This is a genomic window from Dyadobacter sp. 676 (genome assembly GCF_040448675.1).
Classification (GTDB): domain Bacteria; phylum Bacteroidota; class Bacteroidia; order Cytophagales; family Spirosomataceae; genus Dyadobacter.
The window spans coordinates 1,019,184-1,043,661 of record NZ_CP159289.1 but is presented as its reverse complement, the minus strand read 5'-3'; the positions used below and the strand labels follow the sequence as shown (position 1 = coordinate 1,043,661).

Sequence of the window (24,478 nt, the reverse complement as noted above, 5' to 3'; positions counted from 1 at the left end):
AAAACGCCACGGCTATGATGCAGGACGACAAAGTGATAGTCTGCGAAAAGCTAACCAAGCGTTTCGGGGATTTTATCGCGACCAACGAAATTACATTCGATGTGCATAGGGGAGAGATATTCGGCTTTCTTGGCGCAAACGGCGCCGGCAAAACCACCGCCATGCGCATGCTGTGCGGCCTTTCCTCGCCGAGCTCGGGAAGGGCAACCATCGCGGGATACGATGTGTACACGCAAACCGAGCAGATCAAACGGAATATCGGCTATATGAGCCAGAAGTTTTCGCTTTACGAGAACCTGACGGTGCTGGAAAATATTGAATTCTTTGGTGGTATTTACGGGCTTTCCGACGAGCGCATTAAAGCCAAAGCCGAAGAATTGCTTACGGGCCTGGGGCTGAAACCGGAGGGTAACAAACTGGTGGCGTCGCTGCCCCTGGGTTGGAAACAGAAGCTTTCGTTCTCGGTGGCGGTGCTACACGAGCCCAAAATCGTGTTTCTCGACGAACCAACCGGCGGCGTCGATCCGGTTACGCGGCGGCAATTCTGGAACATGATCTACGAGGCGGCCGACAGGGGCATTACGGTTTTCGTCACTACCCATTACATGGACGAGGCAGAGTACTGCAATCGTATATCCATTATGGTGGATGGCAAAATGGAAGTGCTCGATACGCCGGCGAACCTGAAAAGCAGCTTTCATGCGCGGTCGATGGACGAGGTGTTCTACCAACTCGCGCGCGGCGCCAAAAGAGGAGATTGACCATGAAACAGTTTCTCGCATTTGTCAGAAAAGAGTTTTACCACGTGCTGCGCGACCGGCGCACGTTGCTGATCCTGTTTGGAATGCCCATCGCGCAGATATTGATTTTCGGCTTCGCGTTGACCAACGAGGTGAAGGATTCCGAAATACTTGTAGTCGATTATGCCAAAGACAATGCCTCCAGGGCGTTGCTGACGAAGATCGGTTCAAGCCGGTATTTCAGGATCAGACAGGCCGCTTTGAGCCACAGGGAGATATTAAGTACGTTTCAAAAGGGGAAAATCAAAGCGGTGGTTGTGTTTCCGGCCAATTTCAACGAGGATTTGCTGCACCATAACAAGGCGCAAATCCAGGTAATTACCGACGCCAGCGACGTGAACACGGCCAATTTAGTAGCAAACTATTTGTCGTCGATTATTTTGGATTACCAGAACGGGATCGATGCAACCCTGGAAATGCCCTATCGCATTATCCCCGAAGTACGTATGCTCTACAATCCGCAACTCAAAGGCGCGCACGGTTTTGTGCCGGGCGTGATGGCGCTGGTATTGTTGCTCGTGTCGGTGATGATGACGGCCATTTCGATTGTCCGCGAAAAAGAAACGGGTACCATGGAAATCCTGCTTGTTTCGCCATTCAAGCCCGTACTCGTCATCTTTGCCAAAGCATTTCCCTACCTCGTATTGTCGCTCGTGAATGTAACCGCGATCCTGCTGCTGAGCGTTTTCGTGCTCGATCTGCCGGTGAAGGGGAGCGTTCCGTTGTTATTTGCCGAAAGCACATTGTTCATTGTCACTTGCCTGGCGCTGGGCATTTTTATATCCATTAAAACAGCCTCCCAACAGATCGCCATGCTGATTTCGCTGATGGGAATGCTGCTGCCGACGATGATGTTCAGCGGCTTCCTGTTCCCCATCGAGAATATGCCCGTTCCATTGCAGGTAATTTCCAATGTTGTCCCTTCCAAATGGTTTTACATCATAGTGAAATCTATAATGATCAAGGGGTTGGGGCTGACCGCGCTTTGGAAAGAGACTTTGATTCTGCTCGGGATGACGGTGTTTCTGCTGCTGGTGAGTTTAAAAAGCTTTAAAATCCGTTTGCAATGAGGACATTACGATTTTTGTTACGCAAGGAGTTCCGGCAGATTTTCAGGGATAAGGCCATCGTGGCGATGATCTTTTTCATGCCCATGGTACAACTGGTACTAATGCCGCTGGCAGCGGATTACGAGGTCAGAAATATCGATCTGTCGGTCGTCGATCATGACAAGTCGCCGTATTCGCAAAAACTTATTTCCAAAATAGTGGCATCCGGCTATTTCCGGCTCACGGGTTACAATGCCTCGTTTAAAGAAGCATTTGGCCTCATCGAGTCCGACAAGGCGGATCTGATCCTCGAAATTCCACACGATTTTGAAAGAAACCTGATCCGGGAAGACCATGAGAAGCTGTTTGTCGCGGTGAACGCGATCAATGGCACAAAGGCAAGCCTGGGCGGTTCGTACCTGGGCAGCATTATCGGTGATTTCAACGCCGATATCCGGATGCAACTCGTCACGCCGCCCCGTTTCAGCAAGTTTCCCGTGATCGACGTGGTGGCTTCCAACTGGTTCAATCCGGTATTGAATTATAAGGTATTTATCGTTCCCGGAATCCTGGCTATTCTCGTAACGATGGTCGGTGGTTTTTTGTCCGCATTAAATATCGTGCGGGAAAAGGAAATCGGTACGATCGAGCAGATCAATGTGACGCCCATTAAAAAGCATATTTTTATATTGGGTAAATTAATCCCTTTCTGGGTGCTGGCGAATATCGTTTTCACGATCGGCCTGCTTGTCGCGCGGTTTGTGTATGGAATTGTACCGGTAGGGAGCTTGCTGACGCTCTACGCATTCATTTCGGTATACCTGCTCGCCGTTTTAGGCTTCGGTTTGCTGGTGTCGACGTTTTGCGACACCCAGCAGCAGGCCATGTTCATCATGTTCTTTTTCATGATGCTGTTCATACTGCTGGGCGGGCTGTTCACTTCGATCGACAGCATGCCCGATTGGGCGAAATTGATTACGTACGCCAACCCGGTGCGATACATGATCGAGGTCATGCGAATGGTCATACTCAAAGGCAGCAGTTTCGTGGATGTGCTGCCACATGTAGGAATAGTATCATTAATGGCCGCCATCCTGAACGGCTGGGCCATTTTGAACTACAAAAAAACCAACTAACGCCCCCCGGTCCCCCCACCACGCCCGACCACACCTGACCAATTCCGGCACAAACCCATCTAATCGATTTCGACCATTGCCTTAATCACCCCATATGCGGGATCGAGCCAGTTTTCGAACTCATCCTTCACCCGTCCGAACGCGACGCGGTGGGTAATGTAGGTTTTGGGATCAACGAGCCCGTTTTTCATGCTGTGGATCACATGCTCGAAATCGGCGCGGGTGGCGTTTCGGCTGCTCATTAGTGTAGCCTCCCGTTTGTGAAATTCAGGATGGCTGAATGCGATTTCACCCTTTTGGAGACCTACAAGCACATATTTACCGCCATGGGCAAGGTATGCAAATGCCGTATTGATGGCGCGCAGATTGCCCGTAGCGTCGATTACGGCCGTGGGCATATCGCCGTCGGTAATCGCTGCCAGGCGCTCGGCGACATTTTCGGTGAGGCCGTTGATGGTATACTCCACACCGATGCGCTCGCGGCAAAAAGCAAGGCGCTGGTCGTTGATATCCAATGCGATAACCTTTCCCCCGGCAATGCGGGCGAACTCCATGGTCCCCAAGCCGATGGGCCCGGCACCTACAACAAGCACGAATTCGTCCCTGCGCACGTCCGCGCGGCGCACGCCATGCGCACCGATCGCGAGCGGTTCCACGAGCGCCAGTTCATCGAAGCTCAGGCCGTCGCCATGAACGAGCGAGTAGGAGGGAACGGAAAGGTACTCCACCATGCCGCCGTCGATATGGACGCCGGAAACTTTGAGGCTGGTGCAGCAATTGGGCTTGCCGTTCCGGCACGCGACGCATTTGCCGCAGTTGAAATAAGGCACGAAAGTAACAGCTTCGCCAGGCACAAAACCCGGCGCGTCGGTCTCGACGATCTCTCCGGCCAGTTCGTGGCCGAGGATCCGCGGATAATTGAAGAAAGGCTGCGTTCCCTCGAATGCGTGCAGATCGGTGCCGCAAATGCCTATTCTCCGGATTTTCAAGATAGTCTGCCCCGGCATGCTTACCGGCGCTTCCGCCTGTTCATATGAAAACGACCCGGGCGTGGTGCAAACAAGTATTTCCATCGGTCGGGATCAGGAATTGGCGAGTGCGCGGTCGAGGTGGACGTAGCCGCCGTCGACATAAATAAGCTGCCCGGTAGTGTGGCTGGATTTTTCCGAAAGCAGGAAAACGGTCATGTTCGCAATCTCCTCGGCGGTAGTCATGCGGTTGCCCAAAGGAATATTGGCGGTAATCGACGCCAGTTTCTCTTTGGGATTGGGTAGCGTCTCGATCCATTTCTCATAAAGCGGCGTCCAGCATTCTGCTACGATCACCGAGTTCACCCGGATACCGTATTTAAGCAATTCCACGGCCCACTCACGTGTCAACGCGTTGCGGCCGCCATTCGAAGCGGCGTAGGCGGACGTGCCGCCCTGGCCGGTATCCGCCGTTTTGGAGCTGATATTGACGATCGATCCTTTGGAAGCCTTCAGGGCCGGCAACGCGTAATGCGCCATCAGGTAGTAATGCACCACGTTTTTGTGCAAAGAAGCGATAAAACCTTGGTAATTGCCGTTTTCAAGCCCGACTCCATCGTTTACGCCGGCATTGTTCACCAGGCCGTCGATCCGGCCATATTTTTCAAGCACCGCTTTAACCGCCTTCTCCGACTCTTCGGGGCGGGTCAGTTCGGCCGTCACCTGGAACGACTCTTTACCTTCCGCCGCCAGCGCATCGACGACCTTTTGGTTGTCCTCCGCATTTCTGCCTACGATCACCGGAATGGCGCCTTCCGCTGCCAGTACCTGTACGATACCTTCACCGATTCCCTTGGCGCCGCCCGTTACGACAACTACCTTATTCTGAAGTTTTAAATCCATTATGATTAAAATAAATACTTATAAATGAACTGCTTTTCTCTTAATGCGAAGTGCTCAGCGTGACGTTTTTCACCGAACTGTTGCGGATCGCGAAGTACAGTACTACGAGAAAACACACCGCAGGGACTATGTAGGCCGTTTGAATGGACGAAATATCCGATACCTGACCCATGATCACCGGGAAAAAAGCGCCGCCGACAATCGACATAATCACCAACGACGAGCCGATTTTTGTCTTTTCGCCCAGCCCGCGTATGCTCAATGCGAAAATAGTCGGGAACATGATCGACATAAAAAATTCGACACCCACCAATGCATAAACGGAGAACATGCCGTCGGTAAGCACCGCAATGACGAGGAGCACGATGTTGGCGACACTGTAAATAGCCAGCAAGCGCGGCGGCGCCACGAAGCGCATCAGATAGGTGCCGATAAACCGCCCGACCATGAATGCCAGCAATGCGCCCGACAGCAGGTAGGCAGCCGTTTTTTCGTCGATACCAGCCACGTGATCGGCAAAACGAATGAAAAAGCTGCTGATGCAAACCTGCGCGCCTACGTAAAAGAATTGTGCGGTAGTGCCCAGGATCAGGTTTTTCTCACCCCAGATTGAGCCGCTCACCTTTTGTTCGGATTCCTCTTCGTCCTTGATTTCAGGCATCGAAGTGCGCCAGATCATAACCGCTACAAGTAACACGACCAGACCGATGAGTATAAACGGAACCTGCACCGAGGAGGCCTCTTCGTTCAGATAGGCATTCAGCTGGTCGTGCGACATAGCCTGTTGCTCGGCGTCGCTGAGTGTTTTTCCGGAAAGAATAAATTTCCCGCCCATCAAAGGTGCCAGGAACGCGGCCAGGCCGTTGAACGATTGTGCAAAATTGAGACGTTGGGTAGCGGAGTCGGGGTCGCCTAAAACGGTAATGTAAGGATTGGCCGCGGTTTCCAGCATGGTAAGCCCGCTGGCGATCACAAACAATGCAAACAGAAAAAAACCGAAATGCCGCATTTCGGCCGCGGGATAAAAAAGGAATGAGCCAGCGGCAAAAAGAAGCAATCCAAAGGCGATACCGGCCTTGTAACCATATTTTTTCATAAAAAGCCCTGCCGGCAAGGCAATGAGGAAATAGGCAATGTACGAAGCAGAATCGATAAGCGCCGATTGAAAATCGCTGAGCTGACAGGCCTTCTTTAAATGCGGGATCAGGATCGGGTTCAGGTTAAGGGCGAAGCCCCAGAGAAAAAACAGTGACGTGATAAGGATGACAGCCAGCCGCGTCTTACGATCGGTCATAAAAGTTAAGTATTAATAGATGCAGGAACGGCTGTAAAGTAAAACAAAACAATGCAAAGGAATTATATTTTTTTACGGGGAAATGCTTCACCGGCTTTATAAATATCCGATACATTGTTTTGCAAAGGCTGGTCAATGGATGTTAAGCTGCCGCTGCACCTCTTCTTTTTTTCGGCGCGATACCTCGATGCGCGAGCCGTCGGAGAGGATAATGAACTCGTTGTTGTTGCTGATCCGGATAATATGGTCGAGATTGACCAGATGCGACTTATGCGTGCGGACAAACCGGAACTTCACAAGCATGTCCTCGAAGTGTTTGAGCGTTTTGCTGGCAACGAACGGGCGTTTGTTGATCAGATGGATGATCGTGTAATTGCGGTCGGCTTCAAGGCGGAGGATTTCATGGATCATAAAAAAGAAAACGCCTTCGCTCGACGGCACAGCCAGGCGGAAATCTTTCACATCCCGCTTTTCGATATTGATCGCCAGGTTGTCATAAAGCATTTTCCGTTGCCGGAAGCTTTCGCGTTTGGTGAAATGCCGCTTCACTGCCGCGCGGAGGTCTTCCGGACTGATGGGTTTCAGCAGGTAGTCCAGCGCGCTGAACCGGATTGCCTGGATGGCGTATTGATTGAATGCGGTGGTGAAAATTACGTCGAAATCCGGGTTATTGGGCAGAAGCAGAAAATCGAACCCGTTCTGATGGGGCATTTCCACGTCCAGGAATACGAGGTCCGGCTGGTAAAATTCCAGTACGCCACGGGCTTCCTCTACCGATGCCGCCGTCCGTACTTCCGTGATTTCAGGTACGAAACTGATAATGAACTGGTGTAAAACATTGCGTGCCCGCGGCTCGTCGTCGATGATTAGCGCTTTGATCATAGTGGGACATCCGTTATTAAAATCCTTGCGAACGGCAGCTGTCGGGCTGCGATTCTTTTCACAAAGTATGATAACGGGCACAACCCAACCCATTCCGATGTCCGAATGGTACCAAACGGTTATTGAAAGGAATGGTACACCTGCGATGAAAATGGCAGGCGGTTAGCGATCCGGCCGACCGTCGCAGGCGGGCGCGGCCGCAACCGCGCCGTATTCCGGCATTGGAAAGATTTGAATTAATGTCCCTCTTCCCCGTAAGCCAAAGGTTTTTTCTGGAAACTGTAAATCAGGTAGAACAACGCCGGCAGAATCAGAATGCTGCCCAGAAGCAAGGCCCATGCCAATGCTTCGATGGTTTTTTCCTGGCCCGCATGTTCGGTAAGGGACAAATAACCGCCATCTTTGAAGATAATGATGTTCGGAAAGTGCCTGAAAGTGGTAGTAAGCAAAATCATCGTTACCTGGAAGCCCGCCAGCGGCCGCAGCAGGCCGATTTTGCCCTGATACAGCAGCGTCCACATCCAGACCAGCGAGAGTGTCGCCGAAAGGATGGCAATGCGTCCGACCCAGTTGCCGAACACCCACTCGAACAACGGGATATGCTCGAACCACGCCGCCACGAACACCAATGCGCCGCAAATCACCGCCGCGATATTGAAAAACTGGGCCTTATGCGCGAAACGCAGCCGCTCATGCTCGACTTTCGTCTCGCCGATCAGGTAAACGGAGGCCAGAAACCCGCAGATGGATACGGTGAACAACCCGACGGTGATCGCAAACCAATGCAGCCAGCTGAAAACATACGCGTCTAAAAACGAATCGGCCTGGGGGTCGATATGCCCCGAAACGGCGCTGCCGGCGATGATCCCGAGAAAAAGAGGCGTGGTAAAGCTGGAAATAGCAAAAATGGTATTGTAGAGGTGTTGCATATCGTCCACTACGGCATCATAATGCCGGAAAGTGAATGCGGTACCGCGTGCGATGATGCCTATCAGCATAATCGTCAGGGGAATATGCATATTGATGGACATCGTCGAATAAATGACCGGGAACCCTACGAAAAGTATGACGATTGCGATGATCAGCCACATATGATTCGCTTCCCAGATTGGTCCAATGGCGGAATAGAGTGTTTTGCGGGTAACCTGCTTATTTTTTTGCGAAGTAAAAAGCTCGATGATCCCCGCACCAAAATCCGCCCCACCCAGGAGCAGGTAAAGCAGGATCGACGCCCAGAGGTATGTGATGACGATGTAGAGCATGGGAAGTGTTAATGAGTGAATGATTGAATGACCGAATGATTGAATTTTGAATGATTGAATGATTGAATTTTGAATAAGTGAATGGTTAGGTCTTGCCAGGGCTTGATCTCGACAATTTTATGACTACTCCCTGACCTGATAGCAAACTATCCAACTATTCACTCATTCACACATTGACTCATTCACTCATTAAAGTCGTACAACTTCCCCACCATCTTAATTTGCCGGTAGAGCATAAAGACGACGAACGCAGCCAGTGAAACGTAGATGGCTGTGAAAAGATAGAACGAATAGGCGATGCCGGGCATTGGCGTGACGGCGTCGGCGGTGCGCATGATGCCATAGATGATCCAGGGTTGGCGGCCCACCTCGGTAACGGTCCAGCCGGCTTCGACTGCTATGAAGCCAAGCGGAGTGGCCAATGCGAAGATTTTGAGGAGCCACGGTTTCTCTAACCACCTTCGCTTTTTCCACAATGCCGCAAAATACAATAAGGCAATGAGCATCATCGCCACGCCCATTCCGACCATGATTTGAAACGCATAATGGGTTACGGTCACCGGTGGATGATTTTCCTCGGGAATACGGTCCAGACCGGTTACTTCCGCATCGAAGTTACCATGCGCCAGAAAACTCAGAAAACCGGGTAGTTTAATCGCGAAATCGACCTGCTTTTTTGCTTCGTTCGGAATACCGCCTACGATAAGCGACGCCGATTTTTCAGTATGAAAATGGGCTTCCATCGCCGCGAGCTTCGCAGGTTGGCGAATGGCGACGTCCTTGGCGGAAATATCACCGCTCAGCGGCTGCGCCAGCGCGGCGGCGCAGCCGAATACCGCAGCGATCGTAAACGATTTCCGGTGAAAAAGTACATTATTTCCGCGCAGGATCATGAGCGCATGTACCCCGGCAACCGCAAAGCCCGTAGCGGCGAAAGCGGCGATCGTCATGTGCAATGCCTGCGAAAACCATGCTTCGTTGAACATGGCGGCAATCGGGTCGATGTTACGGTATTGCCCATTCACATACTCGAAACCTGCCGGGCTATTCATCCAGGCATTGGCCGCGACCACGAGAATACCCGACGCCAGCCCGGCTCACACCCACCACCACGCCCGTGAACCAGTGAAACCAGGGATTGAACCGGTCCCAGCCGTATAAGAAGAAGCCAAGTGCGATCGCTTCAATAAAAAATGCCGTTCCTTCGAGGGAAAACGGCATTCCGAAAATCGGCCCGGCGTGTTTCATAAATTCCGGCCACAAAAGCCCGAGTTCGAAGGACAGCACCGTACCCGACACCGCACCGGTAGCAAAAAAGATAGCTACCCCTTTGCTCCATGCTTTTGTAACGTTTTTATAGATAGTCTGACCGGTTTTGAGATAGTAATAATGGGCAACGGCCATAAAGAATGGCATGACCATTCCGATACAGGAAAATATGATGTGGAAGCCCAGGGAAAGGGCCATTTGTGATCTGGCGGCTATGAAGTCGTTCATGGGAATAGATTTACTGAAAAAATATCGTTTTCCGGGTTAGGAACAGCTGCCAAGAGGTATTTCAAAAGTAGTCAAGACTTTTTAGAAGAACCACCATTTGCACTAAAATGATCGTTTTTAGCCTCGCCGGAAGCGCACCCACAGTTAAACAACCGTGGCTGATCGACACCCCGACACATCAACGTCGATATCCTGCTATGGGGCCTGAACGGGTCTCAGCATCGCCCCGCCGATAACGGGATTAGTCTATCGGTTGATTTATATGTGTTATTTTACTAATTTTATTTTGTAAAAAAAACAATAACATGCTCGGAATCATTGAAGATTTTAAGGAATTACGGCAACATCTCGGGTCGCTTATCGATAAGTCGGGATACAGGAATGCGTACATTGCGGATAAAGTAGGAATGCCGGCTTCCAATTTTTCTCAAAAGAAAAAACGTGGAAATTGGTCGCCGGAGGAAATGGAGCGGGTTTTGGCTGTAATCGATAATCCGGAACTCGAAGATTTGTTTTTATTGGAAATCGTTAAGGAGCGAGACAGGGGGGACACCATTACCTATGACCAGTTCCGTAAAGAAATGGGATGGAGTTGATTTTGGAAAAATCTTTTGTGAAAGAGTTGAAACGTTGTCCTGCTTTTGTTCAAAAACAGGTTGATAGTGTCCTGCGAAGCATTGTTCAAGCAATCGACATAACTCATATTCCTGACTGCTCGGCAATACAGGGAAAAGGAAACAAAGAGTATTACAGGATCAGAATTGGAGGTTACCGCATTGGTTTGAAATATGAGAATGGTGTCATCAAGATCGTTACGATTATTACTATCCAGTCGAGAGGAGATATCTACAAAAAATTTCCTCTCAAATAAGACTAAGCCTCCTCATTCCCTCCACTCTCAATCTCCCGCTTCTCAGCCAGCCGCTTCTTTACAATGTCCCCCGGATATTTCAGGGCCAGCTCGCGAATATCATATGTAAACTCCTTGAAAGTTTCTTCCCAAACCTCGGCCTCGCCAGGCTCATATTCATAAAAACCATGTGAATTAAGGACGCCTTTGCCACCTTCACGTACGATTTTGTCGATCAGCTCGGGCACCTCGGTGCTGTTATTGAGGGTGGGGAGCAGGTTTTTCATCACGGTATGATATGCCGGAACGCCGGTCAGGTCCATCCAGCGGAATATCCCCACGAACGTCATAAAGTAACCCGCATTGTTGCGGCAGGAGCGGTCGACGTCCTCGATCGTCGCATAGCCGTTCTCCACGAGGCTGATCGCTTCGCGGTACATGGCGTACATGAGGCGGTTGGTGATGAAGCCCGCAATATCTTTTCGCACCAGGATCGGTTCCTTCCTCCACAAATGCGAGAGTTCGTACAGGTATTCGCCATTTTTGATATCCGACTCATCCCCGCAGATGATTTCCAGGAAACGGGTGGTATGCGCCGGCTCCGTCCAGTGCAGTCCGAGGAAGCGCGACGGATGCTGCGTCAGTTTTTGAAGCTGGCTGATGGGAATAGCCGATGTATTGCTGGTGAGCAGCGCGTCGGGCGCAATCTCTTTTTCAATCTTTTGATATACCGCATTTTTGATGTCGATGTTCTCGATCGTGCATTCGTTGACGAGCTTACACGGATAAAGTACCGAGTAATCTTCGGTAATGATCAGTTTGCGAAGATAATATTCCGGCTCGTTTTCGATGATTCCGTTTTGCCAGGCGGTTTGCAGGTGTTCACGGATACGGCGTTCGGCGTGATCCAGGTCGGCGGGAATGGGGGCGATGGCCGCCACCGGGTGTCCTGCGATCAGCAAGCAGGTCACAATGCTGCAACCCATTAAACCAAGACCGACAATGCCCACAGGTATTTCATTTGGATTCATTTCAGAAGCGGATTTAGGATTTGTGGCAGGTAATATAATGCTAAAAGCGGTTATGGGCGACGAGCTACTACGAAAAAGCCCCGGAACCAGCGATTCCGGGGCTTTATATCGACCTGTGTCAGGATCTAGCGTGACCAGCTATCTACTTCACTTTCAATTTCTGCTCTGGTCTTGCCGATTTTCTTCTGGATTTTTCCCAGAAGTTCATCTTCTTTTCCTTCCTCATAAAGCAGGTCGTCGTCAGTCAAGTCAGCGTATTGTTGCTTGAACTTACCTTTCAGTTCATTCCAGTTACCTTTAACTTGTTGTGTGAATGAGCTCATGATTGTGTGGTTTTGAGTTTGATAATGGCGTCTTTGCAAACGCTACATGCATTATCACTTTCAAGAACCATTCCACACGTCCAGAATAGGCCGAAACGCATTTCAAGCCATTTCAATGAGCAAAAATTTACACGAAGCGTCCAAAACCGGGACTAATTGGCTCCAATCAGCTTGTTCAAACGGACGATGCCCTGCACCATCGAACGCACCGAGTGGTAGTTCACTTTCCACGAGTGGCTCATATGCTTCCAGATCGGCTCGCCCTGGCGGGTCAGCAGCGGCAGCCATTCACCTACCGAATGGTGGATCATTTTGTCAAAAACGAAACGATGGGTGGCGTCATAAGCTCTCAGATACTTTTCGTCGCCGTAAACGCGGTAAGCATCGAGCATCCCGATAATGACCTCGGCTTGCTGCCAGAATTCTTTCTCGCGGTCGTACACCTCGCCTGCGTGCGAACCTTCCACGTACACGCCCCCGAACTCCCAGTCGATGCCATATTCCACGGCATGGTCGAAGGAAGCCCTGAGCTGGTCGTGGTATTCGTCATAGGGAATGCCGGCGATGTCGAGCGCGTGCATGAGCAGCCATGCGAACTCGACATTGTGGCCGTAGCTCGTATTGTCTTCGGCGGCGCTCTTCATACCGTCCTCGGTAAAGCGGTCCCAACCCCAGATGATATCGAATTTGATTTGCGGGGCCACGGTCCAGTCTTCCCAGAATTGCGGAATGCCCGTTTTGTATTGCGGATGCATGATCTTGTTGATCAGCAAACGGATAATTTCAATGAGCTTGCGGCGGTGTACCTGTTTTCCGGACGCTTCATATAGTGTCGTGAACGCCTCCATAAGGTGCATATGCGCATCGAGCGTTTTGCGGTCGCCACCCGCAGGGCCGGGACCTTTGAGGTCCCAGTTACGGTGGAACATTTCGAAATAACCCCCGTAATAGGTATCCGCGCCATGCTTTTGTAATAAATCGAAAACCTTTTCCGCATATTCCAGCCCGCGCGGGTCGCCCGTAGCCAGGGTGTATTCGGCAAGACTGTAAATCGCAAAACTGTGGCCGTAGACGATCTTTTCGTCGATTTTGACATTGCCCTTGCGATTCATCAGCCAGTAAAAGCCGCCATATTCATTATCCCACATTTTATTGATCAGAAAATCCACCCCATGCCGGGCGATGTCCGCGTACCGGCCTTCGCCATAACCTGCGCGGTGCGCGGAGGAAAAGGTATAAACCGTGCGCGTCTGGGCAATCAGCGACTTTTCGTCTTCGCCCGAATCGTTGCCCGCATTGTCGAAATGGGTAATAAAACCGCCGTTTTCCTTATCTACACAACGTTTTTCCCAGAAAGGCAGCAATTCGGTGGTCAAATGCCGGTGGATTTCGTCGCGGTAACTTTTCAATTGATCTACATTCATTGGATTAAAATATGGTCAGAGTTTTTGAAATGGTTGTTGGATAATACTTGAATGCGGCCGGGCCTGGCTATCGCGTCGCCGGGAATTATCACTATAAATATTTTTTTATGGAATATTTACTCTACAAAGCCCGCCGTCGCGGCAGGAGCGCTTGCAAATGCTGATCCATACGTCGTAATTCGCAATGAATTCATCAATCCCGATCCCCATGAGTAATTCTGAAATCGTAGAAGTCCTCGAACTGACTGCCAAGCTGCTGGAACTGCACAATGCCGATCCTTTCAAGATCAAAGGCTATTCCGTAGCGGCTTTTTACCTGGATAAATACAAGGAAGGCGAGCTGCAATACATGACCGAGCAGGAGCTTACCAAGTTACAGGGGGTTGGGAAAAGTACTGCCGGTAAAATCGCGCAGATCGCCAAAACAGGCACATTCCCCGAGCTGGAAGAGCTCATTGCCAACACGCCGCTGGGTGTGATGGAAATGTTTAATATAAAAGGTATCGGCCCCAAAAAAATCGCCGTTTTGTGGCAGGAGCTCGGCATCGACAACCTGCACGAGCTGGAACTGGCGTGTCTGAACGGAACCGTCGCCAAGGTGAAAGGTTTCGGGGCCAATACCCAGCAAAAAATCCTCGACTCGCTCGCGTTCCTGAAAGACCAGGCTGGGAAATTGCGGATGGATAAGGCCGAAGCCGTGGCGCAGATAATCGTGAATGAATTGAAAAAAACGTTCGATCAGGTTGAAGCGGCGGGAGAAGTAAGACGAAAATCGGAAGTTGTGGAGTCGATCCGTATCGTGGTAGGTACCGATTCCCCGGCTCTTTTGCAGCATACTATCGGCGGGATCGAATTGCTGGTGCAGGATGAAAAAAATCGTCGCCGTTTGTATGGCGCGGAAACGTACAGGATGTGGCCGTGGCGATCGAAATCGTGGCCGTCAAGCCCGAACGACTCGTGAACGAGCTCTTTCTCGAGACGGCGGGCCCGGACCACCTCGGTCTGGCCGGGACTTCGGGCAGCAGCATCTGGCGGCACGCCTATTACGAAACTGCGGACAGCGAGCACACGATTTACGAAAAAGCCGGATTACCCTACATCGTACCTGAAATGCGTGAAGGGGCAGGCGAACTAACCTGGGCGGAAACGCACACGCCCGATCAGCTGGTGACATGGAATGATCTCAAAGGCATTTTACACAATCACAGCACCTATTCCGACGGTCAGCATACCCTCGAACAAATGGCGCTCTATTGCCACGAGCTCGGTTTCGAATATCTGGGTATTGCCGACCATTCCCAGACAGCCACCTACGCCCAGGGCCTGAAAGTGGAAGATGTGATCCGGCAACACGAAGAAATAGCGCGGCTGAATGCCCGTTTTGCGGCCGAGAACCCCGAAAAGCCATTCAAAATCCTCAAAGGTATCGAGTCAGACATCCTGGGCGACGGCTCACTGGATTATCCGACGGATGTGCTGGCGTCGTTCGACTACATCGTCGCCTCGGTACACAGTAATCTCTCCATGACGCTTGAAAAAGCCACCACGCGCCTGCTGAAAGCGATCGAAAACCCCTACACGACCATATTGGGCCATCCGACCGGCCGCCTGTTGCTTTCCCGCGAAGGCTATCCGATAGACCACCAGGTCATCATCGACGCATGTGCCGCCAACGGTGTCGTCATCGAAATTAATGCGTCCCCCTGGCGCCTCGACCTCGACTGGCGTTGGATTGCCTATTGCATGGAAAAGGGTGTTATGCTTAGCATTAATCCCGATGCTCATGCGATGGAGGGCTACCTGGATATGCACTACGGCGTAGCCAATGCCCGGAAAGGTGGATTGACGAAAGATATGACCTTTAATGCGTTGAGTCTGGGGCAAATGGAGGATTATTTGAGAGGGCGGGCCAGTAGAGTGGCTTAACTTTTCAAGCGTACTTATAATTTGGTTGCACTATTTTTGCGGTGAACTTGTAAAATAGTATAACTATATTTGCAGTATGCTTTGAAAATGGTAAAATTATGTTCGTCACACGCTACATTTATCCCGAACTCCTTGCGCATTCGACCAAAAGACAGATTACAGTTCTTACCGGAATGCGGCGGACTGGAAAAACTACGCTTTTAAAGCAGTTGATGGCGCAGTGTGACATTCCCCAAAAGTATTACTTCGATCTCGAACGGATAGACGTGCGCGCCCTGTTCTCCGAACCGAACTACGAAGTGATAGTTCAGGCATTGAGCCGGCAGGGGACGGATTTTTCAAAAAAAAGTACTGATTTGTCTGGACGAAATTCAGCTTGTGCCCAACCTCCCAAGCGTGCTTAAATATCTGTACGATAGCTACGACGTCAAATTCATCGTCACCGGTTCGAGCGCCTATTATATGAAGAACCAATTTTCCGAATCGCTGGCAGGCAGGAAAAAGATCTTTGAAATTTTTCCCCTGACCTTCGGGGAATTGCTCGCGTTTAAAGGATTACAGGCCGGTAGGCCGGAAATTCAGGAAGCGGCTCAATTTATTCCCGCCGAATATGAACGCTTAAAAGGATATTATGACGAATACATTGATTTCGGGGGATTTCCGGAAGTAGTTCTCGCCGGGTCAGGAGAGGACAAACGGGACTTGATTAGCGATATTCTCAGTTCGTACATCAACTTCGATCTGTCGTTACTTTCCGACATCCGCAATCCAACTAACCTGTTTAAACTGATCAAGTTGCTGTCGGTACGCATTGGTACCAAGCTCGATATTTCAAAGCTCACGAGCCTCACCGGCATGGCGCGGCAAACCGTCGAGAATTATCTGGATTTGCTTGAAAAGAGCTATTTGATCAGGACGATTCCGGTACTCGCGAATAGCCCGGACCGGGAAATAGTCAAGGCAAAGAAGGTCTATTTTCTGGATAACGGCATCGCATCGTTAGCTGGTGAACTCGGCAGCGGTTCCAAATTTGAAAATGCAGTATTCAACCAGCTGATGCATCGGGGAGAAGTGGCTTATTATCAGCTTAAAACAGGCCGGGAGATCGATTTCGTCCTCGATCAGAAGCAATGTTTTGAAGTAAAGGAAACTGCCACGGAGTCTGATTTAAAAAACACCGGATCGCTTGCAAAGAACCTGAATATCGGTGAATCCTACGTGGTCGGCAGGCACCCCGTAAGAGTGTTTGAAGGATTTATTTGGGGAGGCTTTCTTTACTAAGGCCTCCCGATATTTAATCGTTTGAAACGATAATTTACCTATAATACTCTTACTTCCAGTTCTTTATCTGATATCCCCTCCGGCAAATGCGCAATAATACCTTCTTTTAACGCATCGATCAGCCGTGCCTTCATCTGCTCGCGGTTGACGACCAGGCACACCTCACGAGCGGGCTCGGGAAAACGGAAATGGCGGATGTGTTTCTGACGTTCTTCCGAGAGCTCCATTACAGCCATTTCGGGTAGAATGGTGATGCCACCGTTGCGTTCGACCATCCGGATGAGCGTCTCGATGCTGCCCGAACGGTAACTGAAACTGCTGCCGAACTGGCTGCTGCGGCTCAGTTCGCACAGGCGCTGGATTTGTGTGCGGAAGCAGTGGCCCTCTTCGAGTAACCAGAGTTCGTTGGGTTCGATGTCGGTAGGCAGGATGTACTGTTTGGAATACAAATCCGTTTTTTCGGATACGTAGGCATAGAAACGTTCCTTATAGAGCGGGATTTCCTGTAAACTGCTCTCCTCGGAAACGGAAGCGATAATTCCCACATCGAGATTGCCCGTTTTCAAGGCGGTAATAATGCGGTCCGTAATCATTTCCGAGACGTGCAGTTTGATATCCGGGAAGTCCGAAATAAACGGATTCACAAAATGCGGAAGCAGGTAAGGCGCGATGGTCGGGATGACACCCACGTGCAGCTCGCCCGAGAGATCGCCGTTGAAATGCTTGGCGATTTCATTGATCCGCGCCGTTTCGCGCAGGATAGTTCTGGCCTGGTCGATGATTTCACGGCCCACGCTGGTTGGTACGATTGGCTGCTTTGTCCTATCGAAAATTTTCACCGAAAGTTCTTCTTCCAACTTCCTGATCATCATCGAAAGGGTCGGCTGTGTGACGTTACAATGTTCCGCAGCCTGAATGAAATGGCGATGGTTATCGACTGCGACGATATATTCCAGTTGCTGGATATTCATGATAAATTATAAACTTCATTTATGCAAAGTTAATAATTATCATTTTGGTTGATTTAATAGCAGCGATGCTTTTTGCAACGACACATTTGCCATGAGCGACTTCATCTGGATAATAGCGATTTTGTTCAGTTCTATAACCCTTTCCGATGCGGGCCGTCGCTGACCGATCAGCATTGCATTAATGCTTTCCAGATTGGAGAGAACCACAAGCTGCTCCATCGTAGCGGAATCGGGGAGATTGCCCTGGCCTGGATTGTTTTTGGCCCAATCGCGGGCGGTGATGCCGAACAATGCCAGGTTCAGAATATCAGCCTCCCCGGCATAAATTTTACTGATCGCGGCCGGATCGAGCTCTCTGGGAATCAGATTTTCCTTAATCGCGTCGGTTTGAACCGTGTAGTTGATCTTCGCCAGGCTGCGCAGCAAATCCCAGTCGAGCTCCAGACGCTTGTTTTCTTCGTCTTTCAATCTTTGGAATTCCTTGATCAGGTAGAGTTTAAATGACGGTGAAATCCACGACGCAAATTCGAAGGCGATGTCTTTATGCGCAAATGTTCCTCCATTATGCCGTCCAGGTTTCGATATGATGCCAATCGCGTTCGTTTTTTCAATCCAATGTTTGGGGGTCAGGACATAGCTGTTGCTCCCGGATTCATTTTTAATGTACTCGAATTCGAGTAGTTTAAAATGAGGATTATGCAGTTGTTCCCAAAGGCCGTTGAACTCAATGGTAAACCTGTTGCGCATCCAGTTTGAGATAACCAGACCGGGCGCCCTGTCCTTTTGCCGTGCAATGTCTGTTAAAGAAATGAAATCGCCACTTTCGCGGCTTAGTATTCCAATTTCCCGATCGTTAACAACTAATCTCTGATTTTTCGTTAGGAAGAATGTTAAAGTGAAACATTCTTCTTGTACGTCACCTCATTGAAAAGGTAACAGCTTGTAGTAGCATTAAATCCTCATTAAACTTACTTCTTCCAGGGCTATCTCCGTTTGCATTTCGCCCAGGAATCGTAATTTAGCCCCACTTTAAACTATCACTCACATTAATTTTGTCAACTATGAAAAACCTGAAAGCATGGATGTTGCTGGCACTTATGGCCGTCGCAACGCCGATTTTTGCTCAAACCACCGCGGAGAAACAGAAAACCGAGGCGAAACTGAAAAAAGACGGTACGCCTGATAAACGTTACAAGGAAAATAAACACCTCAAAAAAGACGGCACGCCCGATAAACGCTACAAGACGAACAAGGCCGATACGACGAAAGCCGCCAAAAAGAAATAAGGCAGTAACGTACGTCGCCTGAATATTTTTCAGGGGAAATTTAGGGTAAGCGCCCGACCGGTTGTCAATATATCGTACAACCCGAGTCGGGCGCTTATTTTTTTACATAAACCAGTCGGTGCAATGAATGCAGCCTTAGCGGATGACCACGTAACGGTTTTGAGCAGGGACAGAGAATCGGAGTTTGAGAAAGTTTTCAAGAAACATTTCAAAGGACTGCACGCCTATGCCTGCACTATTTTGAAGGACGATGTCATGGCCGAAGAGATGGTCCAGAATGTGTTTTGCAGGTTGTGGGAGAAAACAGACCATATCGATATCCGCGAATCGGTCAGCGGGTATCTCTACCGGTCGGTGTACCACGAAAGTTTAAATTATCTCAAGCATTTGAAAGTACGGGAGGCGCACCGCGACTATACGCTGCACCAGGAGCAACAGAGCGCCAGCGCCTCGCATGCTCTCGAACTGTCGGAGCTTGAAACACGCCTGGACATTGCATTGCGGGAGCTACCCGAGAAATGCAGGACGATTTTTCAGATGAGCCGTTTCGAAGAACTGAAATACCACGAAATCGCGGATCGCCTTCAATTGCCGGTCAAAACGGTTGAAAATCAGATGGGTAAGGCATTGCGGCTTCTGCGTGTCAAGCTGGCCGATTTCCTTCCGGCTTCCTTTTTACTTTTTTTCCTCAGCTGATCAGTCATGAAAACAGAACACAACCCAAACATAGATGAATTGCTGGTGAAGTCGATGCTCGACGAGGCCAGCGTTGCGGAGCAGATCGAAATCAAGCAATGGCTGCTTGACGACGACGATAACCAGCGGTACTACGAACATTTCGAGTTGATCTGGAACGAAAGCAAACGGCTTTCACGGGCGAGTACTGTCGATGAAAATGCGGCCTGGGAGCGATTTAAAGCACGTACGGCGGGCAAAGTGCAGGAAGCCGAGGTAATGCCGATGTATCCGAAACCGGTATTCAGGATACTGCGGATGGTAGCGATGGTACTCATGACGGCCGGCGTAGGCTGGCTGAGCTACCTCGCGTCTACACGCAATTCGTCACCGGAGATGTTGAGGGTCAGTTCGGGAATGCAAACTCTGACCGACACGTTGCCGGACGGCTCCATCGTTACCCTCAACAGGAAGTCGACCATTCGTTTTCCCAAAGAATTTGAGGGAAAAACACGTCTGGTACAGCTTACGGGAGAGGCTTTTTTTGATGTAAAACCCGATAAATCGAAGCCGTTCCTGATTTCGGTCAATGACGTGACGGTGAAAGTGGTGGGCACTTCATTTAATGTAAAAGACGACGCCGAAAAAACGGAAGTCATTGTGGAAACAGGCATCGTGGAGGTCGCACGGGCCGATCAGAAGATCCGCATTACGCCGAAAGAGGAAGCGACCGTTATGAAGGCCAGTGCGCAAATGCGCAAGAGTGTCACCGGGGACGAATTTTACAATTATTACCGAACCCGCAGGCTTTTCTGCGACGGCACGCCGTTATGGCGACTGGTTGAAATCCTGAACGAAGCCTACGAAGCGGATATCGTGATCGGCAACGAGCGATTGCGGGAAATGCCGATCAATACCACATTCGATCAGAACTCGCTGGAAAATATCCTGGGCGTCATCAGCGAAACCCTTTCACTCAAAGTTGAACACCATGGTGACCGCATCGTTTTGAAATAGCCTTATCTTTCGGGATGAATCAAAATTCTATATTCCGTCGTGTATTGAGGCTGGCTGTTATTATGGTAATGATCCCTCTCGGGGGCTTCGCACAGCAGATTTTGAATAAACCGGTTGATATCTCCGTAAAGGGGCAGCCGGTTTCTGCTGTTTTGAAATCCATCAGCGAACAGGGAAAATTCTATTTTTCTTACAACAGCAATCTGATCGCCGGCGATAGTCTGGTTACGTTGAATGTTGCCCGGCAACCCGTGCGGCAAGTACTCGACCAGCTTTTTCATGATAAATTCCAATACAAGGAAAAAGGCGACTACCTGATCATCCTTCCGGCGGCGAAGGAGAAGTCGTTTCACATTAATGGCCGTATTCTCGATGGCGAAACCGGGCAGCCCGTCGACTACGCGAGTATTTATTCGCGGCAATTGCTCGTTTCCACGCTTTCGGAGGACGACGGCGGTTTCCGACTGCGCATCCGGGACAGGGCGTTCCCCGTTTACCTGACGGTCAGCAAAGTGGGTTATGGCGATACGACGGTCGTCATTAACAGCGCCGACGAGGCAACCCGGACAATGCGCATCCAGCCCAAAGCCGTCGACCTGGATCCGTTGATTGTCCGCTACTCTGAGGGCGAATCTACATGGCTGGGCCGCCTTTTTCTTTCGCAGCGCCTTCGTGCGCAAAGCCGGAATATCGGCCGTTTTTTCGTCTCGTTGCCCTACCAGGCTTCGCTTACGCCCGGACTGGGTACGCACGGGCGCATGAGCGGGCAGGTGGTTAACAAATTTTCGCTAAACCTCGCCGGTGGTTACACGGCCGGAGTGAATGGGGTCGAAATTGCGGGTGGTTTTAATATTTCAAAGGAAAATGTTCGCTATGTGCAGCTTGCAGGGGCATTCAATGTGGTGTCAGGGCATGTCAATGGGGTGCAGATAGCGGGTTTCGGCAACAATGTACTCGACTCGTTGCACGGCGTGCAAATTTCCGGTTTTAGCGGAATGGTGCGGAAACACGTCGGCGGGGCGCAGATAAGCGGGTTTTTGAGCAGGGCCGGAGGGGGGCATCGCAGGAGCGCAGATCACCGGTGCCATCGGCCTGATCCGTAACGGAGGCCACGGCGCCCAGATCTCCGGCGGATACAACCAGATACGCGGGGTTTTCGAAGGGGTACAAATCGCCGGCGCAGCTAACAATGCACGAGACTCGGCCCGTGTTACGCAAATTTCGGCCGGACTCAATATGGCGAGGAATATCAAGGGTTTGCAACTGGCACCTTTCAATTATGCCAAAAAATTAAGGGGGGGTACAAGTGGGCATTGTCAACATAGCCGACAGCTCTTCCGGAGCGAGTATAGGACTATTCAATTTTGTCAGGAAAAGCACGTCGAATATATCGGTATACGCTACCGATATCGCGCCGTTCAACATCGCCTGGAAAATGGGGACGCACAAGTTTTATAGCTTGCTCATGGCCGGAACGGGCGGTAGCAGCGACAAAAAAATCCGCACATTCGGTGCTGGTATCGGGCGGGAGTTCTATCCTTTCAAAAAAGCGGGTTTCTTTGTCGAAATACTGAGCCAGAACATTTACCGGGGCGATTGGAACACTATGGCGTCGCTGTACCGTCTGCAAGCCGCCGCAACTTATAAATTGGGAACACATTTTCTGCTTTTTGCCGGGCCTTCTTACTCGGTGTATGACGATGATGGGCAGGAAGCCAAAAAGGGATACAAGCAGTTTCCGCCGTCGGGCTACCCGAAGATCGATCTCGGAAGCAAAAAAAGTTACATCCTGGATCGGTTTCCAGGCAGGTATCAGCTGGCGGTATGGAAAGCTATGAGCGACATGCTGTCAAACGAAAGCCCGAAACCGGGCTTTCGTTTGGGAATCCGTTAAGGGAAAAGCAGAACTAGTTAATGGCTACCCCTGCGCTGACATACCCGTTTACAGTATTGACAAGGCCGAACCCTGTGTCGCTAACGGAATACACCAGCAGTAGCCTCGTACCGGCGGTCACAGGGATATTCAATCCATTGGTTAGCCCCGATGCAGTAGTCCCGATAGTCAGAACACCCGTGAGACCAGGTGAAAGCGTTACGAGCGCACCCGGAATTGGCGAAAAGAGATTGGATCCTTCAGGAGCCCGGAACAGTTGCGCCTGTATGTTAAGCGTACCTAGCAGAGCCAATGCGGCTGTATTACTGAAAAAGCCGGAGATAGACGTGATGACGCCATCCCGTGGCATGGAGAAGGCCATGTTGGTGAGGTTTGTCGCGTCAACCAGGCCTCCCAACAGCGATACGCCTGGCGTATTGATTCCGAATCCAACAACCGAACCGGTACCAGCTAGTCCGCCCGCGAGGGTCGTCATAATGGCCGGCGTTCCCGATGCATAAGGGATAATGGTGGAGCTGCTGGACGTTGGTGTGCTTTTCAGCGGGACCCATTCGGTACCGGTATAATACCAGAAACCGGCGTTCCCGTTGGTCTGATAAACTAGTAGACCAGTAGCAGGGCTCGGGATTGCAGTACGTTGTGTATCGGTCATGCGCGGGATCAAAGCCCCTTTGGTAGTGGATTGTACGTCCAGCTGAGCGCTCGGATCAGGACTGATAGTTCCGACGCCAACCTGGGCGTTTGCGGCGAATGCGAATAATGTAAGCAGAATAGCGAGAAAGGTCCCTCTCGATTTCAAAGAAAGCAGAGGAGCGTTGAGGATGTATAGATTTTTCATAAAAATGCGATCGTTTACTCTTTGATGATTTTAATAACCTCGGTCTTGCCGGCGATGGTCTCGACCTTCACCAGATAAGCGCCTGCCGGGTAATTTTTCAAACTGAACTCCTGTCCGGGTCTGGGCTTCGATAGTTCCAGAAATGTGCGGCCGGTAAGATCGGTCACTTTCACGCTCGCGAGTGCTTCTTTGGAGCCGATAAGCAGTTTGTCGACCACAGGGTTGGGATAAGCACTGATCATCCCGGAAGAACCCAGTCGGACGGACTGGATGCTGCTGTAAGCATAGCTGCCGTCGCTATCCACCATTTTTAGCCGGTAATATTGTGTTCCCGCTCGCTGGGCAACATCCGGGAACGAATAACCCTTTTCCACCGAGCTTTCTTGGGCCGCGTTAACGATGCCTAATGCGGTCCATTTCCGTAAATCTTCACTATGCTGGACCTCGAAATGATCGCTGTTCGTCTCCGCGGAAGTTTGCCAGTAGAGGATGGTCGCATGCTCCTCACGTTTTACCTGAAATTCGATCAGCGTTACCGGTAATGCATTTTCCTGCGCTGCAGTAAGCGATGTGAAATCGGTCGATGACAAAGTGTTGGAAACGTAGTGCTGGCCAACATCGACGGAGCTTCCGGTGGTCGACAGGAAGTTGGGGTTACCGTAGTTGAGCTGTAACGTGTTTTCCGTATTGCCATTGAGCTCCGAAGCGCGGTAAAAAAAGCCAGCAACGCCGGTGAAGTTAACGGGGGAAGTAAGGTTGTAAACCCTCGCAATACTGGGCGGGTTACCTGGAATGGGCGTTGGCGAGATCGTCAGTGTTTGCGAAGTAAGCAAAAAATCTACGCTTGGTTTCAGAGTAAGGCTGTCGATAAACACCTGGGTGTCCTGCCGGATAAAGAAGCCGCTGGTTCCTGCTGTGAACTGCGCTTGCACGGTCAGGACAGGAAGCAATGCCAATTGACAAAAAAGCAGATAGCGTTTCATCATATTGATTTGGTTGCGTGTAGGAAATGTGACAATTCATATAAATGTATATAAGTATTTGATGTTCAGTGTGTGTTTAAATGAAATTATTTCTATATGAAAATGTAGATAATACTGCCGATTGTAGATATATCTTGATTTATCGATATAAGGCTATTCGGATTTTATTTTTTTCATAAAAAATTAGG

At 50.3% G+C, this 24,478-nt stretch carries 24 protein-coding genes and 2 pseudogenes; 13 read left to right on the top strand and 13 right to left on the bottom strand.

The window, feature by feature from the left end; genetic code table 11:
- Nucleotides 1-14 precede the first annotated feature (14 nt).
- The 3 genes from ABV298_RS04755 to ABV298_RS04745 are packed head-to-tail and all read left to right on the top strand — an operon-like array spanning nucleotide 15 to nucleotide 2,985.
- Nucleotides 15-761 carry an ABC transporter ATP-binding protein gene (locus ABV298_RS04755; RefSeq protein ID WP_353721038.1) on the top strand — a complete coding sequence of 249 codons (747 nt, stop codon included), beginning with the start codon at nucleotides 15-17 and terminating at the stop codon, nucleotides 759-761.
- Between the two features lie 2 nt (nucleotides 762-763).
- On the top strand, nucleotides 764-1,870 hold the full coding sequence (locus ABV298_RS04750; RefSeq protein ID WP_353721037.1) for an ABC transporter permease: 1,107 nt from the start codon (nucleotides 764-766) through the stop codon (nucleotides 1,868-1,870).
- On the top strand, nucleotides 1,867-2,985 hold the full coding sequence (locus tag ABV298_RS04745; RefSeq protein WP_353721036.1) for an ABC transporter permease: 1,119 nt from the start codon (nucleotides 1,867-1,869) through the stop codon (nucleotides 2,983-2,985). Before ABV298_RS04750 ends, ABV298_RS04745 begins: the two co-directional genes overlap by 4 nt.
- Before the next feature lie 59 nt (nucleotides 2,986-3,044).
- On the opposite strand, the gene ABV298_RS04740 is transcribed toward ABV298_RS04745, so the two are convergent.
- The 6 genes and pseudogenes from ABV298_RS04740 to ABV298_RS04715 form a co-directional block, all read right to left on the bottom strand.
- Complete coding sequence (locus ABV298_RS04740; protein ID WP_353721035.1) at nucleotides 3,045-4,058, bottom strand: zinc-binding alcohol dehydrogenase family protein; 1,014 nt, start codon at nucleotides 4,056-4,058, stop codon at nucleotides 3,045-3,047.
- A gap of 9 nt (nucleotides 4,059-4,067) precedes the next feature.
- Nucleotides 4,068-4,856: an SDR family oxidoreductase gene (locus tag ABV298_RS04735; protein ID WP_353721034.1), complete on the bottom strand. Its 789-nt coding sequence runs from the start codon at nucleotides 4,854-4,856 to the stop codon at nucleotides 4,068-4,070.
- A 40-nt stretch (nucleotides 4,857-4,896) separates the two neighbouring features.
- Nucleotides 4,897-6,150: an L-fucose:H+ symporter permease gene (fucP, locus tag ABV298_RS04730; protein WP_353721033.1), complete on the bottom strand. Its 1,254-nt coding sequence runs from the start codon at nucleotides 6,148-6,150 to the stop codon at nucleotides 4,897-4,899.
- A gap of 132 nt (nucleotides 6,151-6,282) precedes the next feature.
- Nucleotides 6,283-7,032, bottom strand: coding sequence for a LytTR family DNA-binding domain-containing protein (locus ABV298_RS04725; protein ID WP_353721032.1), 750 nt, complete (start codon nucleotides 7,030-7,032; stop codon nucleotides 6,283-6,285).
- Between the two features lie 236 nt (nucleotides 7,033-7,268).
- Nucleotides 7,269-8,294, bottom strand: coding sequence for a cytochrome d ubiquinol oxidase subunit II (locus ABV298_RS04720; RefSeq protein WP_353721031.1), 1,026 nt, complete (start codon nucleotides 8,292-8,294; stop codon nucleotides 7,269-7,271).
- Between the two features lie 182 nt (nucleotides 8,295-8,476).
- Nucleotides 8,477-9,791, bottom strand: a pseudogene (locus ABV298_RS04715) (cytochrome ubiquinol oxidase subunit I).
- A 305-nt stretch (nucleotides 9,792-10,096) separates the two neighbouring features.
- On the opposite strand from ABV298_RS04715, the gene ABV298_RS04710 reads away from it, so the two are divergent.
- Complete coding sequence (locus tag ABV298_RS04710; RefSeq protein ID WP_353721030.1) at nucleotides 10,097-10,387, top strand: hypothetical protein; 291 nt, start codon at nucleotides 10,097-10,099, stop codon at nucleotides 10,385-10,387.
- Nucleotides 10,378-10,662 (top strand): type II toxin-antitoxin system RelE/ParE family toxin, encoded by a 285-nt coding sequence (locus ABV298_RS04705; RefSeq protein ID WP_353721029.1) that lies wholly within the window; start codon nucleotides 10,378-10,380, stop codon nucleotides 10,660-10,662. Before ABV298_RS04710 ends, ABV298_RS04705 begins: the two co-directional genes overlap by 10 nt.
- Nucleotides 10,663-10,664: 2 nt before the next feature.
- Here ABV298_RS04705 and ABV298_RS04700 read toward each other — a convergent pair whose 3' ends face one another.
- From ABV298_RS04700 to ABV298_RS04690, 3 genes are all read right to left on the bottom strand, one after another.
- Nucleotides 10,665-11,672: a 3-hydroxyacyl-CoA dehydrogenase family protein gene (locus ABV298_RS04700; protein ID WP_353721028.1), complete on the bottom strand. Its 1,008-nt coding sequence runs from the start codon at nucleotides 11,670-11,672 to the stop codon at nucleotides 10,665-10,667.
- 125 nt (nucleotides 11,673-11,797) lie between these two features.
- Complete coding sequence (locus ABV298_RS04695) at nucleotides 11,798-11,995, bottom strand: CsbD family protein (protein WP_353721027.1); 198 nt, start codon at nucleotides 11,993-11,995, stop codon at nucleotides 11,798-11,800.
- 152 nt (nucleotides 11,996-12,147) lie between these two features.
- Nucleotides 12,148-13,419, bottom strand: a complete 1,272-nt coding sequence (locus tag ABV298_RS04690) for an AGE family epimerase/isomerase (RefSeq protein ID WP_353721026.1) — start codon at nucleotides 13,417-13,419, stop codon at nucleotides 12,148-12,150.
- Between the two features lie 208 nt (nucleotides 13,420-13,627).
- Here ABV298_RS04690 and ABV298_RS04685 point away from each other — a divergent pair.
- The 3 genes and pseudogenes from ABV298_RS04685 to ABV298_RS04675 all read left to right on the top strand — a co-directional run bounded on the left by ABV298_RS04685 (nucleotide 13,628) and on the right by ABV298_RS04675 (nucleotide 16,626).
- Nucleotides 13,628-15,345 (top strand): annotated as a pseudogene (locus ABV298_RS04685) (PHP domain-containing protein).
- 98 nt (nucleotides 15,346-15,443) lie between these two features.
- Entirely contained in the window at nucleotides 15,444-15,749 is a 306-nt protein-coding gene (locus ABV298_RS04680; RefSeq protein WP_353721025.1) for an AAA family ATPase, read from the top strand.
- Nucleotides 15,742-16,626, top strand: a complete 885-nt coding sequence (locus ABV298_RS04675; protein WP_353721024.1) for an ATP-binding protein — start codon at nucleotides 15,742-15,744, stop codon at nucleotides 16,624-16,626. The genes ABV298_RS04680 and ABV298_RS04675 overlap by 8 nt, the downstream gene beginning before the upstream one ends.
- Before the next feature lie 38 nt (nucleotides 16,627-16,664).
- Here ABV298_RS04675 and ABV298_RS04670 read toward each other — a convergent pair whose 3' ends face one another.
- Both ABV298_RS04670 and ABV298_RS04665 read right to left on the bottom strand, forming a co-directional pair.
- Nucleotides 16,665-17,597 (bottom strand): LysR substrate-binding domain-containing protein, encoded by a 933-nt coding sequence (locus tag ABV298_RS04670; RefSeq protein ID WP_353721023.1) that lies wholly within the window; start codon nucleotides 17,595-17,597, stop codon nucleotides 16,665-16,667.
- A 39-nt stretch (nucleotides 17,598-17,636) separates the two neighbouring features.
- On the bottom strand, nucleotides 17,637-18,440 hold the full coding sequence (locus ABV298_RS04665) for a KilA-N domain-containing protein (RefSeq protein ID WP_353723138.1): 804 nt from the start codon (nucleotides 18,438-18,440) through the stop codon (nucleotides 17,637-17,639).
- 218 nt (nucleotides 18,441-18,658) lie between these two features.
- Between ABV298_RS04665 and ABV298_RS04660 the strand changes: the two genes are divergently transcribed.
- The 5 genes from ABV298_RS04660 (at nucleotide 18,659) to ABV298_RS04640 (ending at nucleotide 22,469) form a co-directional block, all read left to right on the top strand.
- Nucleotides 18,659-18,883 (top strand): hypothetical protein, encoded by a 225-nt coding sequence (locus tag ABV298_RS04660; RefSeq protein WP_090148710.1) that lies wholly within the window; start codon nucleotides 18,659-18,661, stop codon nucleotides 18,881-18,883.
- A gap of 123 nt (nucleotides 18,884-19,006) precedes the next feature.
- Complete coding sequence (locus ABV298_RS04655) at nucleotides 19,007-19,579, top strand: RNA polymerase sigma-70 factor (protein ID WP_353721022.1); 573 nt, start codon at nucleotides 19,007-19,009, stop codon at nucleotides 19,577-19,579.
- 6 nt (nucleotides 19,580-19,585) lie between these two features.
- A complete protein-coding gene (locus tag ABV298_RS04650) occupies nucleotides 19,586-20,575 on the top strand; it encodes a FecR domain-containing protein (protein WP_353721021.1) in 990 nt (329 codons plus the stop codon).
- Between the two features lie 14 nt (nucleotides 20,576-20,589).
- Nucleotides 20,590-21,678, top strand: coding sequence for an STN and carboxypeptidase regulatory-like domain-containing protein (locus tag ABV298_RS04645; RefSeq protein ID WP_353721020.1), 1,089 nt, complete (start codon nucleotides 20,590-20,592; stop codon nucleotides 21,676-21,678).
- Nucleotides 21,679-21,881: 203 nt separating this feature from the next.
- Complete coding sequence (locus ABV298_RS04640) at nucleotides 21,882-22,469, top strand: hypothetical protein (RefSeq protein WP_353721019.1); 588 nt, start codon at nucleotides 21,882-21,884, stop codon at nucleotides 22,467-22,469.
- A 13-nt stretch (nucleotides 22,470-22,482) separates the two neighbouring features.
- On the opposite strand, the gene ABV298_RS04635 is transcribed toward ABV298_RS04640, so the two are convergent.
- Both ABV298_RS04635 and ABV298_RS04630 read right to left on the bottom strand, forming a co-directional pair.
- Nucleotides 22,483-23,307 carry an exosporium glycoprotein BclB-related protein gene (locus tag ABV298_RS04635; RefSeq protein WP_353721018.1) on the bottom strand — a complete coding sequence of 275 codons (825 nt, stop codon included), beginning with the start codon at nucleotides 23,305-23,307 and terminating at the stop codon, nucleotides 22,483-22,485.
- A 14-nt stretch (nucleotides 23,308-23,321) separates the two neighbouring features.
- Complete coding sequence (locus ABV298_RS04630; RefSeq protein ID WP_353721017.1) at nucleotides 23,322-24,293, bottom strand: T9SS type A sorting domain-containing protein; 972 nt, start codon at nucleotides 24,291-24,293, stop codon at nucleotides 23,322-23,324.
- Nucleotides 24,294-24,478 lie beyond the last annotated feature (185 nt).

What these genes read in the sequence shown, in the direction of transcription:
- ABV298_RS04755 (WP_353721038.1), top strand. Translation starts at nt 15, where the DNA reads ATGATGCAGGACGACAAAGTGATAGTCTGCGAAAAGCTAACCAAGCGT.
- ABV298_RS04750 (WP_353721037.1), top strand. Translation starts at nt 764, where the DNA reads ATGAAACAGTTTCTCGCATTTGTCAGAAAAGAGTTTTACCACGTGCTG.
- ABV298_RS04745 (WP_353721036.1), top strand. Translation starts at nt 1,867, where the DNA reads ATGAGGACATTACGATTTTTGTTACGCAAGGAGTTCCGGCAGATTTTC.
- ABV298_RS04740 (WP_353721035.1), bottom strand. Translation starts at nt 4,058, where the DNA reads ATGGAAATACTTGTTTGCACCACGCCCGGGTCGTTTTCATATGAACAG.
- ABV298_RS04735 (WP_353721034.1), bottom strand. Translation starts at nt 4,856, where the DNA reads ATGGATTTAAAACTTCAGAATAAGGTAGTTGTCGTAACGGGCGGCGCC.
- fucP (WP_353721033.1), bottom strand. Translation starts at nt 6,150, where the DNA reads ATGACCGATCGTAAGACGCGGCTGGCTGTCATCCTTATCACGTCACTG.
- ABV298_RS04725 (WP_353721032.1), bottom strand. Translation starts at nt 7,032, where the DNA reads ATGATCAAAGCGCTAATCATCGACGACGAGCCGCGGGCACGCAATGTT.
- ABV298_RS04720 (WP_353721031.1), bottom strand. Translation starts at nt 8,294, where the DNA reads ATGCTCTACATCGTCATCACATACCTCTGGGCGTCGATCCTGCTTTAC.
- ABV298_RS04710 (WP_353721030.1), top strand. Translation starts at nt 10,097, where the DNA reads ATGCTCGGAATCATTGAAGATTTTAAGGAATTACGGCAACATCTCGGG.
- ABV298_RS04705 (WP_353721029.1), top strand. Translation starts at nt 10,378, where the DNA reads ATGGAGTTGATTTTGGAAAAATCTTTTGTGAAAGAGTTGAAACGTTGT.
- ABV298_RS04700 (WP_353721028.1), bottom strand. Translation starts at nt 11,672, where the DNA reads ATGAATCCAAATGAAATACCTGTGGGCATTGTCGGTCTTGGTTTAATG.
- ABV298_RS04695 (WP_353721027.1), bottom strand. Translation starts at nt 11,995, where the DNA reads ATGAGCTCATTCACACAACAAGTTAAAGGTAACTGGAATGAACTGAAA.
- ABV298_RS04690 (WP_353721026.1), bottom strand. Translation starts at nt 13,419, where the DNA reads ATGAATGTAGATCAATTGAAAAGTTACCGCGACGAAATCCACCGGCAT.
- ABV298_RS04680 (WP_353721025.1), top strand. Translation starts at nt 15,444, where the DNA reads ATGTTCGTCACACGCTACATTTATCCCGAACTCCTTGCGCATTCGACC.
- ABV298_RS04670 (WP_353721023.1), bottom strand. Translation starts at nt 17,597, where the DNA reads ATGAATATCCAGCAACTGGAATATATCGTCGCAGTCGATAACCATCGC.
- ABV298_RS04660 (WP_090148710.1), top strand. Translation starts at nt 18,659, where the DNA reads ATGAAAAACCTGAAAGCATGGATGTTGCTGGCACTTATGGCCGTCGCA.
- ABV298_RS04655 (WP_353721022.1), top strand. Translation starts at nt 19,007, where the DNA reads ATGAATGCAGCCTTAGCGGATGACCACGTAACGGTTTTGAGCAGGGAC.
- ABV298_RS04650 (WP_353721021.1), top strand. Translation starts at nt 19,586, where the DNA reads ATGAAAACAGAACACAACCCAAACATAGATGAATTGCTGGTGAAGTCG.
- ABV298_RS04645 (WP_353721020.1), top strand. Translation starts at nt 20,590, where the DNA reads ATGAATCAAAATTCTATATTCCGTCGTGTATTGAGGCTGGCTGTTATT.
- ABV298_RS04635 (WP_353721018.1), bottom strand. Translation starts at nt 23,307, where the DNA reads ATGAAAAATCTATACATCCTCAACGCTCCTCTGCTTTCTTTGAAATCG.
- ABV298_RS04630 (WP_353721017.1), bottom strand. Translation starts at nt 24,293, where the DNA reads ATGATGAAACGCTATCTGCTTTTTTGTCAATTGGCATTGCTTCCTGTC.